This is a genomic window from uncultured Megasphaera sp., assembly GCF_958350005.1.
In the GTDB taxonomy this organism is placed as follows: Bacteria; Bacillota; Negativicutes; order Veillonellales; family Megasphaeraceae; genus Megasphaera.
In genome coordinates this window covers 1-16,826 of sequence record NZ_CATWFF010000029.1, presented here as the reverse complement: position 1 = coordinate 16,826, position 16,826 = coordinate 1, and the positions used below count along the sequence as shown (strand labels likewise).

16 protein-coding genes are annotated in these 16,826 nt (G+C 54.5%); all 16 read right to left on the bottom strand.

Going from position 1 to position 16,826, the window contains the following annotated elements; genetic code table 11:
- Positions 1–422: 422 nt before the first annotated feature.
- On the bottom strand, positions 423–1,535 hold the full coding sequence (locus tag Q3886_RS03105; protein ID WP_301859706.1) for a 4-hydroxybutyrate dehydrogenase: 1,113 nt from the start codon (positions 1,533–1,535) through the stop codon (positions 423–425).
- A gap of 20 nt (positions 1,536–1,555) precedes the next feature.
- Positions 1,556–2,917 (bottom strand): aspartate aminotransferase family protein, encoded by a 1,362-nt coding sequence (locus Q3886_RS03100; RefSeq protein ID WP_301859705.1) that lies wholly within the window; start codon positions 2,915–2,917, stop codon positions 1,556–1,558.
- A gap of 155 nt (positions 2,918–3,072) precedes the next feature.
- Complete coding sequence (locus Q3886_RS03095) at positions 3,073–4,248, bottom strand: PucR family transcriptional regulator ligand-binding domain-containing protein (RefSeq protein WP_301859704.1); 1,176 nt, start codon at positions 4,246–4,248, stop codon at positions 3,073–3,075.
- A 23-nt stretch (positions 4,249–4,271) separates the two neighbouring features.
- Positions 4,272–6,272 carry an NAD-dependent DNA ligase LigA gene (ligA, locus tag Q3886_RS03090; RefSeq protein WP_301859703.1) on the bottom strand — a complete coding sequence of 667 codons (2,001 nt, stop codon included), beginning with the start codon at positions 6,270–6,272 and terminating at the stop codon, positions 4,272–4,274.
- 26 nt (positions 6,273–6,298) lie between these two features.
- A complete protein-coding gene (gene pcrA / locus Q3886_RS03085) occupies positions 6,299–8,503 on the bottom strand; it encodes a DNA helicase PcrA (RefSeq protein ID WP_301859702.1) in 2,205 nt (734 codons plus the stop codon).
- 70 nt (positions 8,504–8,573) lie between these two features.
- Positions 8,574–9,845 (bottom strand): manganese-dependent inorganic pyrophosphatase, encoded by a 1,272-nt coding sequence (locus Q3886_RS03080; RefSeq protein ID WP_301859701.1) that lies wholly within the window; start codon positions 9,843–9,845, stop codon positions 8,574–8,576.
- An 88-nt stretch (positions 9,846–9,933) separates the two neighbouring features.
- Positions 9,934–10,362: a C-GCAxxG-C-C family protein gene (locus Q3886_RS03075; protein WP_301859700.1), complete on the bottom strand. Its 429-nt coding sequence runs from the start codon at positions 10,360–10,362 to the stop codon at positions 9,934–9,936.
- Between the two features lie 19 nt (positions 10,363–10,381).
- Positions 10,382–11,527 (bottom strand): aldo/keto reductase, encoded by a 1,146-nt coding sequence (locus Q3886_RS03070; protein WP_301859699.1) that lies wholly within the window; start codon positions 11,525–11,527, stop codon positions 10,382–10,384.
- Positions 11,528–11,578: 51 nt separating this feature from the next.
- On the bottom strand, positions 11,579–12,064 hold the full coding sequence (locus Q3886_RS03065; RefSeq protein WP_301859698.1) for a GNAT family N-acetyltransferase: 486 nt from the start codon (positions 12,062–12,064) through the stop codon (positions 11,579–11,581).
- Positions 12,065–12,090: 26 nt separating this feature from the next.
- The gene (locus Q3886_RS03060; protein WP_301859697.1) at positions 12,091–13,647 is read right to left on the bottom strand and encodes a cell wall metabolism sensor histidine kinase WalK; all 1,557 of its coding nucleotides are present in this window, start codon (positions 13,645–13,647) and stop codon (positions 12,091–12,093) included.
- Entirely contained in the window at positions 13,644–14,315 is a 672-nt protein-coding gene (locus tag Q3886_RS03055; RefSeq protein ID WP_301859696.1) for a response regulator transcription factor, read from the bottom strand. The genes Q3886_RS03060 and Q3886_RS03055 overlap by 4 nt, the downstream gene beginning before the upstream one ends.
- 35 nt (positions 14,316–14,350) lie before the next feature.
- Entirely contained in the window at positions 14,351–14,830 is a 480-nt protein-coding gene (folK, locus tag Q3886_RS03050) for a 2-amino-4-hydroxy-6-hydroxymethyldihydropteridine diphosphokinase (RefSeq protein WP_301859695.1), read from the bottom strand.
- Positions 14,823–15,212: a dihydroneopterin aldolase gene (gene folB, locus Q3886_RS03045; protein ID WP_301859694.1), complete on the bottom strand. Its 390-nt coding sequence runs from the start codon at positions 15,210–15,212 to the stop codon at positions 14,823–14,825. Before folB ends, folK begins: the two co-directional genes overlap by 8 nt.
- Before the next feature lies 1 nt (position 15,213).
- Positions 15,214–15,813: a GTP cyclohydrolase I gene (folE, locus tag Q3886_RS03040; protein ID WP_301859693.1), complete on the bottom strand. Its 600-nt coding sequence runs from the start codon at positions 15,811–15,813 to the stop codon at positions 15,214–15,216.
- A gap of 33 nt (positions 15,814–15,846) precedes the next feature.
- A complete protein-coding gene (locus Q3886_RS03035) occupies positions 15,847–16,248 on the bottom strand; it encodes a DUF3592 domain-containing protein (RefSeq protein WP_301859692.1) in 402 nt (133 codons plus the stop codon).
- The gene (locus tag Q3886_RS03030) at positions 16,245–16,772 is read right to left on the bottom strand and encodes a hypothetical protein (protein WP_301859691.1); all 528 of its coding nucleotides are present in this window, start codon (positions 16,770–16,772) and stop codon (positions 16,245–16,247) included. Before Q3886_RS03030 ends, Q3886_RS03035 begins: the two co-directional genes overlap by 4 nt.
- Between the last annotated feature and the right edge of the window lie 54 nt (positions 16,773–16,826).

Sequence of the window (16,826 nt, the reverse complement as noted above, 5' to 3'; positions counted from 1 at the left end):
ATCCCAGACAGACCGTATTTGCTTATTTTCAAATAATTGTATTTGATTGTTTTCTTTCATAACTCTACTCCGCAAAAATTTTTTCATACCGTATGTGATGTATCATTTTCCTGTTTTTTCTCCTAAAAAAGAAGTGCCATCACATGGTGTAATGACAGTTCCGTTTAGACCAGGCTCCGAAGAGCCCTGGATATAATTAGTTATGTGCATTACAGTAGTCTCGCTGCCAGATACCAAAAGCAAAGGCTTATCAGTACCTCCGGTGCAAGCCACTGATAACAGTGACAGCATTCCGGCCATAGATAAGCCTCTTTCTGCATTTAATATAGCATGCGGGCAGAACGAACGTCAAGTTGGCAAAAAAACGCACTGCCAAAATATACCGGCAGTGCGTCAGATATTCTATACAGTTGTTTTTTGTATCAGAACAACGTCTTGTAGATTGCGTATACCATATCCCTGTCAAGGGGCACAAAATTATTGGCCATAAGGCGGCCCTGGTTGGTCATGACGGAGTCCGTAAATTCCTGCAGATCTTCCCTAGTTACGCCGTATTCATGGAGTGCCTTTTTCGGCAGAATAGAGGACAGGAGTTTTTCCAGTTCTGTGTACACCGTATCTTCAGAACAACCGAGAATCTGGGCGATGAACTGATTCAGGACGGCAATTTCTCCATCGGTCCGCACGGACAGGTAGCAGTTCAGGACGCCTGTAAACATGGCGTAATTGGATTCGCCGTGAGCAACGTGATACTTTCCTCCCAGAGGATAGCTCAGAGCGTGGACAGCGGCACAGCCGGCGTTTCCAAAGGCAATGCCGGCATAGTGACTGGCCAGCAGAAATTCCTTCGACAGGAGCAGGCGCGATTCACGGCCGTAGTTGCGGATCTGCATATACCCTTTGAGAATCTGTTCAATCGCTTTATAGCTGAAAAGCTTCGTCATGTCATTGGCTTTCGGCGACAGAGCCGATTCGACGGCATGGACCAGAGCATCAATGGAGCTGGTAGCAAAGGCACCGTATGGCAGCGTTTTCAGCAGTTCCGGAACTAATACGGCCTGATCGGCGTAAAAGGCATCAACAGCCAGGCCTTTCTTCGTATTCCGGCGGACCAGAGACAGGACGGCCACGTTGGTCACTTCACTGCCGGTACCGCAGGTTGCCGGCACGATGACCAGTTCCCGCCCCTTTTCCGGCACGATCTTGCCATCAAACAGGTCCAGAACGGGAACAACCTGTTTAAGGCTCAGAAATTTGGCCAGGTCAATAATGGAGCCGCCGCCAATGGCAATAATCCGTTTCGGATTTCCCTGGATATCCCGGTACATGGCTTCTGCCATTTCATCGGAAGGCTCACCGGCGCCGTATTCTTCCTTGAACAGGAAGGAACACGGCAACTGCAGCTGGGCCAGGCAGGGATTATAGATATAGTGGTTCGTAATGATCAGGTCGTCTTCGCCGAGGTGAAGTGCTTCGGCAAGTTCCTGACATGTGTCGACCATCAGTACATCCGGTTTAATGGAAAACGTCTTCATCAGGGCACCTCCTGCGCCAATTATTCCAGTCCCAATACGCGGCGAATGCTGGCTTCAAAGATGGCCAGGCCTGCATCGAGCTGGGCGTCGGTCATGACCAGGGGAGCCAGGAACCGTACGACCTGACCGTGGGTGCCGGCATTTTCAATAAGCAGGCCGTGCTGTGCCGCATCAGCTACCAGTTTGGCAACGAATTCGCCGTTCGGTTCTTTCGTTTCCTGATCTTTGACAAATTCTACGCCGACCATGCCGCCCAGGCCGCGGACGTCGCCGATGACGGCGTATTTTTCTTTCCACGAGTTGACGGTATCCATGTATTTTTTGCCGATTTCCAGAGACCGTTCAGGCAGATGGTCCCGGTCCATCAGTTCCAGTACTTTCAGACCGGCTGCGCAGGCCAGAGCGTTGCCGCCGAAAGTGCCGCCAATAACGCCGTTGGGAACGGCATCAAAAATTTCCTTGCGGGCTGTAACCATGCTGAGGGGCACGCCGCCGGCAATGGATTTGGCCGAAGCGATGATGTCCGGCATAATGCCGGCTTCTTTCCAGTATTCCGACGCAAACAGGCGGCCTGTACGGCCAAAGCCGGACTGTACTTCGTCGGCAATCATGAGGATGCCGTGGGCATCGCAGATTTCGCGGACCTTGCGTACCCATTCGATGGGAGCGGGAATGAATCCGCCTTCGCCCTGGAGCGGTTCCAACACGACAGCGGCTACGTATTCTGCCGGCGATGCTTCTTCAAAGACGTCGGTCAGGCTGTCAATGTCCATCTGAATGGCTTCTTCTTCGGTCAGTTCAGCAGGACGGTGGTACAGGTACGGGTACTTGGCCCGGTATACGCCATCAGGAAATGGACCCATGCCTACAGCATAGGCTTTTTTGGAGGTCATGGCCATGGTCATGACAGTCCGGCCATGGAAGGCGCCGGAAAAGACGATAATGTTCGGCCGCTTCGTGTAGGCTTTGGCAATTTTGACGGCGTTTTCATCAGCTTCGGCGCCGCTGTTGGCAAACATGGTCTGCTTTTTGTCGCCCCGGACGGGAACGCGCTTGTTCAGTTCGGCTGCCAGTTTGACATAGCCTTCATGCGTAACGATATTGAACATGCCATGCATGTATTTGTCGGCCTGAGCTTTGACAGCTGCGACGACTTCCGGATGGGAATGGCCTACGTTCAGTACGCCGACGCCGCCGACCCAGTCGAGAAACAGGTTGCCGTCTACGTCTTTAATCATGGCACCCTGTGCTTCGTCCATGACGCAGGGATAGCCGCAGTGAATGGCTGCCGGCGTTTCTTCATCCCGCTGTTTGATCAGTTCTGCCGCTTTGGGGCCGGGAACTGTTTTTGTAATGATTTTTGGTAATTCCTGATTCAGCATAGTATCAACCTTCCTTATGTATGGCTATGTATTATATTCATAAAAATAACCCTTTTGCTTGGATGTATTTATTATATACACAAAAGCAAAAGGGCTCAACGTGTTCATAAGCCAATATTTTTAACAGGAATTTGTGCTTTAAGCACAAATTCCTGTTAAAACCATGCGTTGAAATCATATTGTCGGCAAATTCCCCGGTAGTGATGAATATGACAGGCCAGCAAGTACGTAAACCGCGTCTGTTCATCACTGAGATCGCAGTGCAGGAGTTCTTTGATCTTCTGCACACGGTAGGACACGGTATTGCGATGGACACATAATTCGGCTGCTACGGCCTGAATACTGCCGCTGTGCCGCAAATAGGCTTCCAGCGTCGGAAACAGTTCCCGCCCGTACTGTTCGTCATAGGCCAGCACCGGGCCCAGGGTCTGCTGATACAGGGTCTCCATGGCCATGGGATGGGACTGGGAAAAGAGCAGGGCATAGACGCCAAGATCGGCAAAGCGGCACTGCTTCTTCCCCGTCGCCGCTGCCCAGAAAGCGGCGCATACGGCCTGGCGGTAGCTGACAGGCAGCTCCTGCAGGGACGGGACAGTCATGCCATACCCTACGGCCTGGACAGACTCGCCTTCTGCCGGCACAACGGCGTCCCGGCACCCTTCCTGCCCGGCCGGTATCTGCCGCAGTAGGAAGATGCCCTGTTTCAGGGGAAATATGAGATAGGGAATCTGCTGCGAGTTGAGCAGCCCCTTATAGGACGTGACGATTCGCTCTGCCTGTTCCTGCCCCGTTCCGGGAGACACGACGATCACGACGGCCTCACAGGTCTGGTCTTCCCGAAACCCATGGAGAGACAGGCACTGCAGGGCTCCTTCCGTATCGGTCTGGAACAGCAGGGTCTGGCAGGCGTCAATCAGTTCATACTCAGCCCGCTTGGTCAGGAAGATGGCGTACAGAAAGGACTGGGTCACATCGACGAGGCGCACATTCCAGGGCATGGAAAAGAGGGGAAACTGCTGGCGGTCACAGAGGGCCCGCAGGTCGTCGCTAATGTCTTCCAGAAAGATGTACTTGCCTACGTTGAGGACCAGCCCGGCTGACCCGGCCTGAATGAGGGCCTGCACAAACTTCTCCAGCCACTGTTCATCATCGCCCTTCCCCAGGCCGGTCGTAAAGATAAGCTCATTATGGACCAGAAAGGGCGCATAGTCCCGGTCTTCCATGACCTGAATCCAGGACACTTCCCGGTACAGTCCTCCCTGCCCGGCCAGCAGAGACAGCTTATACGGATTCTCCTGTTCGTGAAACAAGTGGGATACAGAAATAGACATATCAGTCTCCTATGGGCAGCAGCTTATTCGCGCTGCAGCCAGTCGCGGAATTCCTCTTCTGTAATAATAGGCGTGCCAAGCGTGCGGGCTTTGTCATACTTGCTTCCCGGGTCACTGCCGATGACGACGAGGGTCGTCTTTTTCGTCACCGACGACGTACATTTGCCGCCCCGCAGTTCCACGGCCTGTTCCGCTTCTTTCCGGGTCATGGTCTGGAGTTTCCCAGTAAGGACGACGATTTCGCCGTCAAAGGAGGCATTCAGGAGCTGCCGCTTTTCTGCAGTCATGACGACGCCGTAAGCGGCCAGCTTCCGGATGAGGTCGCCATGAGCCGGCACGGCAAAATAGGCAGCAATACTGTCAGCAATGCGCGGACCAATATCGTCGAGGGCCGTCAGCTCGTCCGTGCTGGCTGCCATGATAGCTTCCATGGAACCGAAGGACTCAGCCAGAATCCGGCCGGCTTTGGCGCCGACAAAGCGAATGCCCAGGGCAAACAGAACCCGGGCCAGACCGGCAGATTTACTGGTCTCAATAGCCTTGAGCAGGTTGTCTGCCGATTTTTCACCAAACCCTTCCAGGCCGAGCAGATCTTCCCGGCGCAGGCCGTATATATCGCCTACATCTTGGATGAGATGGTGATCCAGGAGCTGCTGCACAATGGCATCGCCCAGGCCGTCAATATTCATGGCGTCGCGGGATACGAAATGGGCGATTTTTTCGCCGATGACAGCAGGGCAGTCGGGATTGATGCAGCGCGTAGCCGCTTCCCCTTCGACGCGAACGACGGGACCACCACAGCTCGGGCAGGTCTTGGGCATGACAAAGATCTGTTCCTTCCCTGTCCGGTCAGCCAGGACCGGGCGGACGACTTCGGGAATAATTTCGCCGGCCTTCTGAATGATAACCGTATCGCCTATGCGAATGTCTTTCTCTTTAATGAAGTCTTCATTGTGCAGGGTCGCCCGCTTCACGGTCGTACCAGCCAGACGCACGGGTTTCAGGTCGGCAGCCGGCGTCAGCACGCCTGTGCGGCCCAGCGATACGGAAATGCCCAGTACTTTGGTTTTCGCCTGTTCCGGCGGGAATTTATAGGCAATGGCCCAGCGGGGAATTTTGACGGTATTGCCAAGACGATGCTGCTGGGCAAAGGAGTTTACCTTGACGACCATGCCGTCTGTCGCATAAGGCAGGGAATCGCGGCGGTCATCCCAGCTGTGAATAAAGGTGATGACATCTTCTATATTCGTAAAGGTCCGGTATTCCTGATTGACCTGAAAATGGAATTTCTGCAAATCTGCCAGCAGTTCTTCCTGACTGGTAATGGTATTGTCTTCGGCTCCGCCCAGGGCATAGGCAAAAAAGGCCAGTTTGCGCTGTGCCGTAATGCGCGGGTCCAGCTGCCGCAGCGAGCCGGCCGCAGCATTGCGGGGATTGGCAAACGGTTCCAGTTCGTCGTCCCGGCGCTGGGCATTGAGCTGCATAAACGACGCCACCGGCATGTACACTTCGCCGCGGATTTCAATATGAGGCGAAGTACTGGGAATACGGAGAGGTATGGTGCGGATGGTCCGGACGTTGTTGGTAATATCTTCGCCGACACGGCCGTCGCCGCGGGTAACGCCGCGGATAAACTGACCGTGCTCATAAATCAGGTTGACTGCCAGACCGTCAATTTTCAGTTCCACCACATACGACAGAGCTTCGCCGCCCAGGTCGCTGCGGACGCGCTGGTCAAATTCCCGCAGTTCGTCGTCAGAAAAGACGTCGCCCAGGCTGAGCATGGGCCGGTCGTGGGTATACTTGGCAAAGCCGCCGGAAATCTTGGAGCCTACGCGCTGCGTCGGCGAATCGGGCGTCACCCACTGGGGATGAGCCTTTTCAATATTCTCCAGTTCCCGGTACATCATGTCGTATTCATAGTCCGTAACGGTCGGTTTATCCAGTGTATAATACTGATAACTCAATTCATCTATTTTCTGGCGCAGTTCCTGAAGTCTGGCCAGCAAAGCTGCATCATCCATGAGACGCCTCCTCTGTTCTCTGCAAATTACGCCCGTTCCAGGGGCGCATATTTTACGACGACCTGGCGCACGCCTTTCGTCGGAAATTCAATTTTCATCTGCATGTTCTGCCCTTCGCCGATGACAGCCAGGACTGTGCCGATGCCCCAGATCTTATGGCGCACCTTGTCGCCTACAGCAAAGGTCGTGTCCACATGGTGCTGCTTGGGCAGGCTCGTAGCCACCGGGCGGGTCAGGATAGACACGCGCTGCCGGCCCGGCACGGAAGCCGACGACTGCGACGTAGGCATAGCGGCCCGGCGATGGTACTCTTCCATCAGTTCCGGCGGAATTTCGGCCAGGAACCGGCTGGGCAGATAGGCCGATACGCGGCCGTACATGGTCCGCGTCGACGCATTGGTAACGTAGAGCTGCCTTTCGGCCCGCGTAATGCCTACGTAAGCCAGGCGCCGCTCTTCTTCGATCTGAGCCGTATCCATGAGGGTCCGGCTGTGCGGAAACAGGCCTTCGTCGAGGCCGACGAGAAAGACGACGGGAAACTCCAGCCCCTTGGCAGCATGGAGAGTCATCAAGGTGACTTTCGATTCGCTGCTTTCAAATTCATCGACATCGCTTACGAGGGCCACGTTTTCCAGGAAGTCCTGCAGATTGCCTTCGGGATTGGAATCCATGTAATCTTTGGCAACAGAGAGAAATTCGCCGACATTTTCCTTGCGGCTCTGGCCCTGGGGATCGTGTTCTGCATCTTTATCCAGCATGTCGCCGTAGCCGGTCTGTTTGATGACTTCTTCGATAAGGGTCAGCACGTCCCATTCGTCGACGTGATTGAGGAGTTCAAACATGGTGACCGAGAACTCTTCCATGCTCTTCCGGGCCCGGCTGGTAATCTTCAGGTCTTCTGTCGATGACAGGGCGTCAAAGAGGGACATGTCATTGGCTTCAGCATAGTCGGCCAGGTGTTCCAGCGTCGTGGCGCCAATGTTCCGTTTAGGCACATTGATAATCCGGGTCAGGCTGAGGCTGTCTTCGGGATTGTACAACAGCCGCAGATAAGCCAGGACGTCTTTGATTTCCTTGCGGTCATAGAACTTCGTCCCGCCGACCATGGTGTACGGAATGGCATAGCGCATGAGCTTTTCTTCGAGCACACGGGACTGGGAGTTGGTGCGGAATAAAATGGCCATATCACCGTAGGGCTCTTTGCCGATTTCATGGCGGTTGTAAATGACGCCGGCTACATAGTCCGCTTCGTCATGCTCGGTCTGGGCATGGTAGTGAATAATCTTGTTTCCTGCCGGATTTTCCGTCCACAAGTTCTTCTTCGGCCGGCTTTCGTTGTTGTCGATAACGGAATTGGCTGCCTTGAGGATGGTCTTCGTCGACCGGTAGTTCTGTTCCAGCTTGATCGACGCCGCATCGGGATAGTCCCGGGTAAAGTCGATAATATTGCGGATATCGGCACCGCGCCAGGCATAAATACTCTGGTCTGCATCACCGACGACGCAGATATTGCGCCACTTGCCGGCCAGCATTCTGGTCAGAGCATACTGGGCATGGTTCGTATCCTGATATTCGTCGACAAGGATGTACTGGAAGCGGTCCTGGTATTTTTCCCGAATGTCTTCGTGCTCTTTCAGCAGCATAACCGCCAGGCGCAGCAGGTCATCAAAGTCCATGGCGTTGTTTTCCTGCAGCTTTTTCTCGTACAGCCCGTAGACTTCTGCTACTTTCTGCTCGTAAAAATCGCCGGCCTGCCGGGAAAAGGCCTGGGCATCCTGCATGGCATTCTTGGCCGACGAAATCGTACCCAGGACGGACCGCGGCGGAAACTGCTTGTCGTCGAGGTTGACCTGTTTCAGGCAGTCCTTGATGAGTGTGAGCTGATCGGATGCATCGTAAATGGTAAAATTGCGGGTATAGCCAAAATGGCCGTCTATTTCAAAGCGCAGCAGTTTGGCGCAAAATGAATGAAACGTACTGAGCCACATGTGCTCAGCCTGGACGCCGACCAGCTTTTCCACCCGTTCCCGCATTTCTTTAGCGGCCTTATTGGTAAAGGTAATGGCCAGAATACGATACGGCGACACGCCTTTTTCCAGCAAATGGGCAATGCGGCAGGTCAGTACTTTCGTTTTGCCCGAGCCGGCGCCGGCCGTAATCAGCAGCGGCCCTTCCGTCAGCTCCACTGCTTCCCGCTGCCGGTCATTTAAGGTATCTAAAATGGGATTCATACGCACTCCTGTGAGGGCCCGTTAAAAAAAGCCTCACCACTGCGATGAGGCTTTTCTGTACAACAGGCCATTATTTCAATGCTGACAAAATCTGCGGAACAATCTGTTTCTTCCGGCTCATAACGCCAGGCAGATATACTTCGCTGTCCAGTACGTCCTTGGCGAAAGCTTTGGCAACGACGTTTTCCATGGTGCCGGCAAAAATGAGGTTCGTCGATTCATCGATGATGCTGGTAATCATGAGGAACGATGCATCATATTTGTTGGCAGCACGCATCTTTTCCAGAGCACTCAGGAGGATTTCCTTCTGGGCCAGCAGATCACTCGTATCCATGACCTGTACCTGGGAAATGGTGAAGGTCTTGCCGTCAGCAGCAAATTCTTTCATATCATTCTTGGCAATCTGTTCCGGCGTGAGGTCGGATACGTTGGCGCCGGCTTTGAGCATTTCCATGCCGTACGTTTCTACGTTCACGCCGGCAATGGCAGCCAGTTTTTCAGCCGTTTCCTTGTCCTGCTGCGTGCAGGTCGGCGAACGGAACAGAACCGTATCGGAAATGACAGCCGACAGGAGGAGTCCGGCAATTTCTTTGGGAATAGCGATGCCAGCCTGTTCATACAGTTCCGTTACGATCGTAGCCGTGCAGCCTACGGGCTTGAACAGGATGAAAATGGGGCCTTCTGTCGTCAAGGTGCCGCCAATGCGGTGATGATCGACGACGCTGACGATTTCAGCTTCATCAATGCCGTCAATGATCTGTTTCTGTTCGTTGTGGTCGACCAGCATGACTTTCCGTTTTTCTACGGCAGCGACACAGGCAGCACAGACCATGCCGATATACTTGCCGTCGTCTACAACGGCATATTTTCCGTCTTCCGGAATGTCGTGGCCGTTATCTTTCGTGCTGAATACGGCAGCCGGGTCATGAACCAGGGCTTTGACCGTCGTCAGTTCCTTGCCTGTAACGGTTTTGATAAATTCTTCTGCCAGGCTGGCCCGGTCGACGACGCCGACAAAGTTGCCCTTTTCAGCAACGGGAGCGACTTCGCTGTCGTGTTCATCAAACCATTTGGCCAGGTCTTTCAGGCTGGCGCTGACGGGAACAGCCGGCACATCGGTGTGAACGGCTTCACCGACTTTAATATAGAAATCCGTAACGATCGGCTGGGGATCGACATGGAAATAATCAAGAGCAAAGGCCGTTTCCTTATTGATTTCGCCGGCGCGGATGGGCACGGCGTCTACGCCTTTCAGCTGCTGGAGTTTTGCAAATGCAATGGACGAACAAATAGAATCTGTATCCGGGTTCTTATGGCCCGTAACAAAAATCTGTTTTGCCACGATATATCACCTCATTAAAATTGATACGTACTGACTATGTACGGAATTATTATATCATACGAACGGGTCTGACGATAGGGCCGCACCATTATTTCAGCAAACCTTTTTCGGCAATAAAATCAGATACCATATCGGCTGCTGTGGCCGTGATTTTGATGCACTGCTTGCGGTATTCCGGCGTACCGAAACTCAGCCGGTTCAGGGCGCGGCAGCAGGTCGTGCCGAAATGGGCCTTAAAGCGGTCGTGAAATTCGCTGGTATACTGGTACACCTCGGGCAGGGGCTTTTCGGCCGGATCGACGCGGCCAGCCAGAGCCCCAATGACCATACAGGCACCGCTCAGGGCGCCGCAGACGCAGCCGGAACGGCCAATACCGCCGCCCATGCCGGAAGCCATGCGGATAGCTGCGTCAGGCAGTTGCAGATTCATGCTTTCATTACAGGCCTTGATAACCGATTCCACACAGTTATTGCCTTCCTTATGATAAGCTTCAGCCAGTTCATATTCTCGTTTCATTACCTTCACTCCTTTGTGATTACGCTTCAAACAAGGCGGCGGCTGCAGCCATATTCTGCCGGACCGGCACGTCAAAAGGACATCGCGACTCGCAGATGCCGCACTGAATGCATTCCGACGCTTTGTGCGGCAAGACGGCATAATGTTCCCGTACTGTCTCGGGAACGTGTTCCTGCGCCCGGGCCAGATTCAGGAATTTAGTCACTGCAGCAACGTCGATCTGCTGCGGACAGGGGGCGCAGTGGCCGCAGTACATGCAGTGGCCGTGCCAGCTGATGCGGGGAAACGAGGCCAGAGCTGCCGCATAATCCCGTTCTTCCGCTGCCGCCTGTTCGTATGCCAGATTCTGTTTCAGTTCTTCCACCGTCCGGGCACCGTTCATGACCGATGCCACGCCGGGCCGGTCCAGGGCATAGCTCATGCACTGAAAGGGCGTCAGGGCCACGCCGGCCGGCGACAGGTCACGGCGCAGCAAGTCGCCGCCGCCAAAGGCTTTCATAACCGTAATGGCTACGCCCAGGCGCTGACAGGTCTCATAGAGCAGCTGGCGCTGCGGGTCCATGTTGACCAGGTCATGACCATAGCTTTCCGGCGCCCACAGAAGCTCCAGATTTTCATTTCCCGGCTGCAGATCATAGCAGGGATTGACGCTGAACATGAGGACGTCAATGAGACCGCTGTGTACAGCGGCCAGAGCCGCTTCCGGATTGTGGCTGGACAGGCCGACTGCGCCGATTCGGCCCTCTTTTTTCAGCTCCTGCACATAGACCATGACCGGTCCGTCCTGAACGTGCTGCCAGTCCGTCAGGGAATCGACATAATGAATCATGCCGACTTCCACATGATCGGTCTGCAGCCGCTCGAGCTGGTCCGCAAAGCCGGCCCGGACTTCCTCGATGTCCCGCGTCCGTTTATACTGACCATCTTTCCAGACCGTACAGACGTGAGCCTGCAGGACAAACCGGTCCCGCCGTCCCTGCAGCGCCTTTCCCAGGGCCGTGCGAAAAGCCGGCTGCGGCGCGTAGAGATCCAGGAAATTGGCGCCTCCTTCGTCCATGGCATCGATAAAGTCCCTTGTCCATTCCGGGTGTTCTACCATGCCTTCACAGCCAAAGCCGATTTCACTGACGCGAATTCCTGTCCTGCCTAATTGTCGATACTCCATACGTATCCCTCCTGTCTTATTGTACCTTCATTGTATCAGCTGGAGGACACTTCAGGTCAAGTCCCGTTCCATATAGATGGCCGTGGCTACAGGGCAGTCATTATAGCGGGGTATCTCGGTAAACCCATACTGCCGATACAGGGAAATGGCGCGCTGTAAAAAAGGCAGCGTATCCAGACGAAGGGCGCGGTAGCCAATTGTCCGGGCATCGGTCAGAATCCGATCCACAAGGGCATGGCTCAGGCCGGTTCCCCGGAAAGCCGGGCGGACATACAGCCGCTTTACTTCGCCGTATGTGTCGTCTATCTTTCGCAGGGCAATACAGCCGGCCAGTGTTTCCCCGCAATAGGCCACATAGAGCCGGCCAGCAGGAAGGCCATACTTCTCCTCCAGATGGAGCAGCTCCTCGTCATAATGCTGCAATTTCAGATAGCCGCCGATTTCCCCATCTTCTGCCGTCAGTAAGGCCGTATATTCAGCAAACAATTCCCGCACCGCATCCGTATCCTCATAGGCTAAGCGAATCGTATATGTCATAAGGTTCTCCTTTTTCGGACGGCCATCTACACCTCTTTCGCTTTGGCAATGGTAAACCAGAAGGTGACGCCGTCTGGTTCATTGTGGACGCCGCAGGTCTGGCCGTGGAGCTTGACCAGGGCAGCGACGATGCCCAGTCCCAGGCCATGACCGCCAAAGGTCCGCTTCACATTGCGGCTTCGGGCAGAATCGACTTTATAAAAAGGTTCCCAGATTCGCGGCTGACATTCTTCAGGAATCTGAATGCCCTGATTGTACACACTGACTCTGTACCGGTCGCCGTCCTCTTCGGCCCGGACAGCAATGCGCCCGCCTTCTGGCGTATAGTCGACGGCATTGCTCAGGAAGTTGCCGAGAATGCTGTCAATTTGTTCCGGATCGCCGTAGACCGTCATATTCGGCGGCAGCTCGCAGGAAAAGGCAATCCTCTTTTTCTCCATGGCCTGCGCAAAGCGCAGCTTCCCTTCCTCCATGAGAGCACCGAAGTCAAAGGCCGTCATTTCCAGTTTGAATGAGCCTGTTTCCAGGCGGGACAGATTGAGCAGCCCTTTGACCAGGTTGTCCATTTTCACCGTTTCGCTCTGAATAATGCGGCAGTACTTCTGACGCATCGCTTCATTATCAGCCAGGCTGTCCAGACCTTCGGCGTATCCCTGAATAATGGCCAGAGGCGTCTTCAGTTCATGAGATACGGCGAAAATAAAGGATTCCCGCATATGATCCACTTCTTTGGCATGGTCCAGCTGTTTCTGCAGTTCCGCATTGGAATGGCGCAGCTTCGTCAGGGCGTCGTGAAGCTGATCGGACAGGCTGTTCAGGCTTCGGCCAAGATCGCCGATTTCATCCTGCCTGTCGCCGCGCCACTTCTGCGTAAAATCGAGACGGCTCATGGCAGCAGACAGGCGCTTCAGTTCCTGCAGGGGCCGGACCATCTTGTTGGTCAGGAATATCGTCCCCACGACGGCAATGACGAGCCAGACAATACCGCAGACCAGAATAAACCGCTGGACAATGGCAATATTCTCTTCAATAGGCGCCACGGGACGGCTGATAATGAGGTAGGTCTGGTCCTGAATACGGGACAGGAGATTGAAATACTGGAAATTAGGGCTGGGCTGGAAAAACTGGACTTTGCCGATTTCCGCCTCATCCGGCTTCTGCCCTTTCAAAAGGCGCAGCATTTCCAAAATATGTTTGGGAAGGACCTGATTTTCCCCGTAGTCGTGGGCTTCTTCTTCTTTCCCTTCGACGACGACGACGTTTGTATTACCCGTAATTTTCGGCGGCCGAATCCACACGCGCCGGCCTGGCCGCGACGAATAGACGAGGCGGCTGTGATCGACGATAAGCACGTCGGCGCCGAGATTGCGGCTGAGCGTATCCAGTTCTTCTTCCCCTTCATGGCCTTTTTCACTGTAAATGCGGTTGATTTCCTGGGCTGCATTAATCATGCTTTCCTGCTTGACATGGTAGAAATACCAGTCAAAGCCCCAGCCAATGGCACCGATTAAGGTCAGAATGAATATGAGCGTAAACAGAATGACATAGATGCCGGACTTTACGCGCAGCGACAGGCCCGTCATTTGACATCATACCGGTATCCGTAGCCGCGGACGGTCTGGATGTACTTTCCTTTTTCTCCCAGCTTAATGCGCAGCCGGTTAATGTGGGTGTCAATGGTACGCAAATCGCCGTAGTAGTCATAATTCCATACTTTATTCAGGATCTGGCGGCGGCTCAGAGCTTTGCCGGCATTGGTGACCAGGTAGTTGAGCAGCTTGTATTCTGTCGGGCTCAAGTCGATGTTTTTCCCGTCCAGCACGACCTGGCGGGCCTGCTGATCGATGGACACGCCTTCGTCGCCCCCTGCCGGCGCCGCATCCCGTTCGTTCTGGGCGCGCCGCAGCAGGGCCTTGACCTTGGCTACCAGGATTTTGGGGCTGAAGGGCTTGGTAATGTATTCGTCCACGCCCAGGTCATAAGCGAAAAGCTGGTCGATTTCCTCGCCTTTCGCCGTCAGCATCATAATGGGCACTGTCGATTCCCGGCGTATTTCCCGGCACACGGTCCAGCCATCGTAGCCGGGCATCATGACGTCAAGCAGCACCAGGTCAGGATGATGTTCCCGGTACAGTTCCAGTGCTTCTTTGCCGTCAGACGCTTCTATCATGTCATAGCCTTCAGGCTGTAAAAAATCAACGACGAGCTGCCGCATGAGCTGTTCGTCATCAGCAATCAGTATCTTTTCCATTCTCTTCCCTCTCTTCTCATACACTGCCTTGCCGGTCAGCGGCGTTTCTGTATGGTGTCGGCATCGGGCAGCGCTGCAATCCACTGGGCAACAGCCTTTCCCCTGATGACCAGATCTGGCGCAATTTCCTGCAGCGGCACGAGGACAAAGGCCCGCTCCGTCAGGTACGGATGGGGTATATCCAGGTTGGGCGTATGCCATTCTCCATCGGGGCTGTACACGATATCCAGATCGATGACCCGGGGGCCCCACGTTTCATAACGTACCCGTCCCAGGCTGCTTTCAATGGCCTGACAGCAGGCCAGCAGGTCCGGCCCGGTCTTGTCCGTTTCCACGCAGACTGCCGTGTTGACAAAGGGGGGCTGGTCCGTTTTGCCCCACGGCGGCGTGTTGTACAGCGACGCCGCAGCCGTCACGGTAATCCCGTCAGTATGCCGCAGCCGGTCGATAGCCTGGCCAATCGTGCAGGCGCAGTCACCCAGATTGGCGCCGAGGCTGATATAATACTTAGCCATGCCGTTTCCTTTCTATCGTAACGGCTACGTCGTCAAAGAGGCCCCGAATAGGAGCATGGGGCTTGTGCACCGTCACCGATACGGCTGATACAGCCGGAAAATCGGCCAGCACCGTATGGGCAATGACGGCAGCTACTTTTTCGATCAGGTTATACGGCTTTGTGTCGGATACGGGATCAGCTCCGGTTTCCACAATACGCCGTACGTCTTCATATACGGCGCTGTAATTTACGGTATCCGTGAGATCATCGCTTTCACCGGCCTTCGTCAGATCGACGTACATGGTCAGGTCCACGCGAAAAGGCTGGCCTCCTTCCTGTTCTTCGGCAAAACAGCCATGATAGCCGTAAAACTGCATGCCCTGCAGTACAATCGTATCCATCTTAGTGTGTCTCCTCCTCTGCCGTTACCATCCGCCAGGCGTCTTCATAGGCAGCAGTGCCGCTGCGCAGACACCCGGCAGACGAAACGGTGACAATATTCGTATCTGCTGCCAGTTCATCACACATGGACATGCACAGATGCGTTGCTTTGACCAGGACCAGGACGCCGTCAGCCTGCAGTCCCCGGGAAATGGACTGACACAGGTCTTCGGTCATCCGTTCCTGCAGCTGCGGACGGCGGGCCAGAATGCGGACGGCATTGACGAAGTGGCCAAATCCGGCAATCTGCCCATCTTTGGGCTTATATGCAATATGGACGACGCCGAAAAAGGGCAGCAAATGGTGTTCGCACATGGAGTAAAAGCGAATATTCCGCACGAGTACCAGGCCATTGCTTTCTGTATGGATAGTCCGGCTCCATTCGTCATCAGGCGATTGGCGGAGGCCGGAAAAGAAGCGGGCAAAGGCTTCTGCCACACGGTACGGTGTTTTTTCCATGCCCAGCTGCTGCAGGTCCAGCCCCAGGGCTTCTAAAAACTGCTTCATCGCCGCCGCGGCCCGTTCATTTACCGGCTGGGACGGCGGAGTTGTTTCTGTCATGATATCTTCCTTTCTGCACGGAGCTACACCTTTTTACATACCGTATCCATAATAGGCGGCAATAAAGAGCAGGCCGCCGATAATAATGCATACGGGACTGGCATACTGCCGCCACGCCCCCTGCTCATGATACAGGTATATATCAGCCGGATCGGCCGGATTATAGCGCAGCGAAACGGCGTCGCCGGCTACAAAGGGCCATTCGGCATTGCCAAAGGCATACTGCTGGCGATAGGTCTTTCCCTGTACTTCAAATGTAACGACCGGGAAATACAGCGTACTTCCTTTCGTCTTTTTCTCCACAAATCCCAGAAGCGTTCCCGTCGCCGCTGCTGTACACCGGCGCATCAGGGCCCGCAGTTTCCAGCCGTGCCAGGCGCCGAGACAAATCAGGGCGACGCCGATAACGGCGGGTACATAATAAAATATACTCATTTCGAATCCTCCTGCCTGCAAATCCGCTTCCATACGATATATCCCAACGTCCCGCCCACGATGCCGGTCACGACCTGAGGCCAGCTCATGACAAAGAGTATCGTCTGCCGTACTGCCGCCGGAAAGGCCAAGCAGCCAAAGAGGACGTAAAAGGAACCATACAGCATGGCCGCCTTTCCCAGGGCTGCCCCGCAGATACCTGGCAGACGCCACCGGTGCAGCATGCCGATTAATCCCGTATACACGGCATTTCCTGCGGCTACGGGAAGGACAAAAGGCAAAAAGGGCAGCATGCCTTCGAGCCAGGCAAAGACCGGCGTGACGCAGGCAATGACCAGCCCGGCCTGCCAGCCAATGGCCAGGACGGCCAGGGTCAGACAGGCATTGACCAGAGAGCCGATGACGAACATGCTGACTGGCGGCGGAACGGGAATGACCAGGCGCAGTCCCTGCAGGATAACCGTCGCTGCCAGAAGAGCACCTGTCCGCGTGACAAAGTATGTCGTCGTTCTTTCATTTCTCATCGTGTAAGACCTGCCTAAATCTGCAAAATTTGCTATAATAAATACTGATTATAT

Excerpts from the sequence above, each read along its gene's own strand:
- folE (WP_301859693.1), bottom strand. The coding sequence starts at position 15,813 with ATGACAGAAACAACTCCGCCGTCCCAGCCGGTAAATGAACGGGCCGCG.
- ligA (WP_301859703.1), bottom strand. The coding sequence starts at position 6,272 with ATGGATGATGCAGCTTTGCTGGCCAGACTTCAGGAACTGCGCCAGAAA.
- folB (WP_301859694.1), bottom strand. The coding sequence starts at position 15,212 with ATGGATACGATTGTACTGCAGGGCATGCAGTTTTACGGCTATCATGGC.
- folK (WP_301859695.1), bottom strand. The coding sequence starts at position 14,830 with ATGGCTAAGTATTATATCAGCCTCGGCGCCAATCTGGGTGACTGCGCC.
- Q3886_RS03030 (WP_301859691.1), bottom strand. The coding sequence starts at position 16,772 with ATGAGAAATGAAAGAACGACGACATACTTTGTCACGCGGACAGGTGCT.
- Q3886_RS03100 (WP_301859705.1), bottom strand. The coding sequence starts at position 2,917 with ATGCTGAATCAGGAATTACCAAAAATCATTACAAAAACAGTTCCCGGC.
- Q3886_RS03105 (WP_301859706.1), bottom strand. The coding sequence starts at position 1,535 with ATGAAGACGTTTTCCATTAAACCGGATGTACTGATGGTCGACACATGT.
- Q3886_RS03070 (WP_301859699.1), bottom strand. The coding sequence starts at position 11,527 with ATGGAGTATCGACAATTAGGCAGGACAGGAATTCGCGTCAGTGAAATC.
- Q3886_RS03065 (WP_301859698.1), bottom strand. The coding sequence starts at position 12,064 with ATGACATATACGATTCGCTTAGCCTATGAGGATACGGATGCGGTGCGG.
- Q3886_RS03095 (WP_301859704.1), bottom strand. The coding sequence starts at position 4,248 with ATGTCTATTTCTGTATCCCACTTGTTTCACGAACAGGAGAATCCGTAT.
- pcrA (WP_301859702.1), bottom strand. The coding sequence starts at position 8,503 with ATGAATCCCATTTTAGATACCTTAAATGACCGGCAGCGGGAAGCAGTG.
- Q3886_RS03035 (WP_301859692.1), bottom strand. The coding sequence starts at position 16,248 with ATGAGTATATTTTATTATGTACCCGCCGTTATCGGCGTCGCCCTGATT.
- Q3886_RS03055 (WP_301859696.1), bottom strand. The coding sequence starts at position 14,315 with ATGGAAAAGATACTGATTGCTGATGACGAACAGCTCATGCGGCAGCTC.
- Q3886_RS03060 (WP_301859697.1), bottom strand. The coding sequence starts at position 13,647 with ATGACGGGCCTGTCGCTGCGCGTAAAGTCCGGCATCTATGTCATTCTG.
- Q3886_RS03075 (WP_301859700.1), bottom strand. The coding sequence starts at position 10,362 with ATGAAACGAGAATATGAACTGGCTGAAGCTTATCATAAGGAAGGCAAT.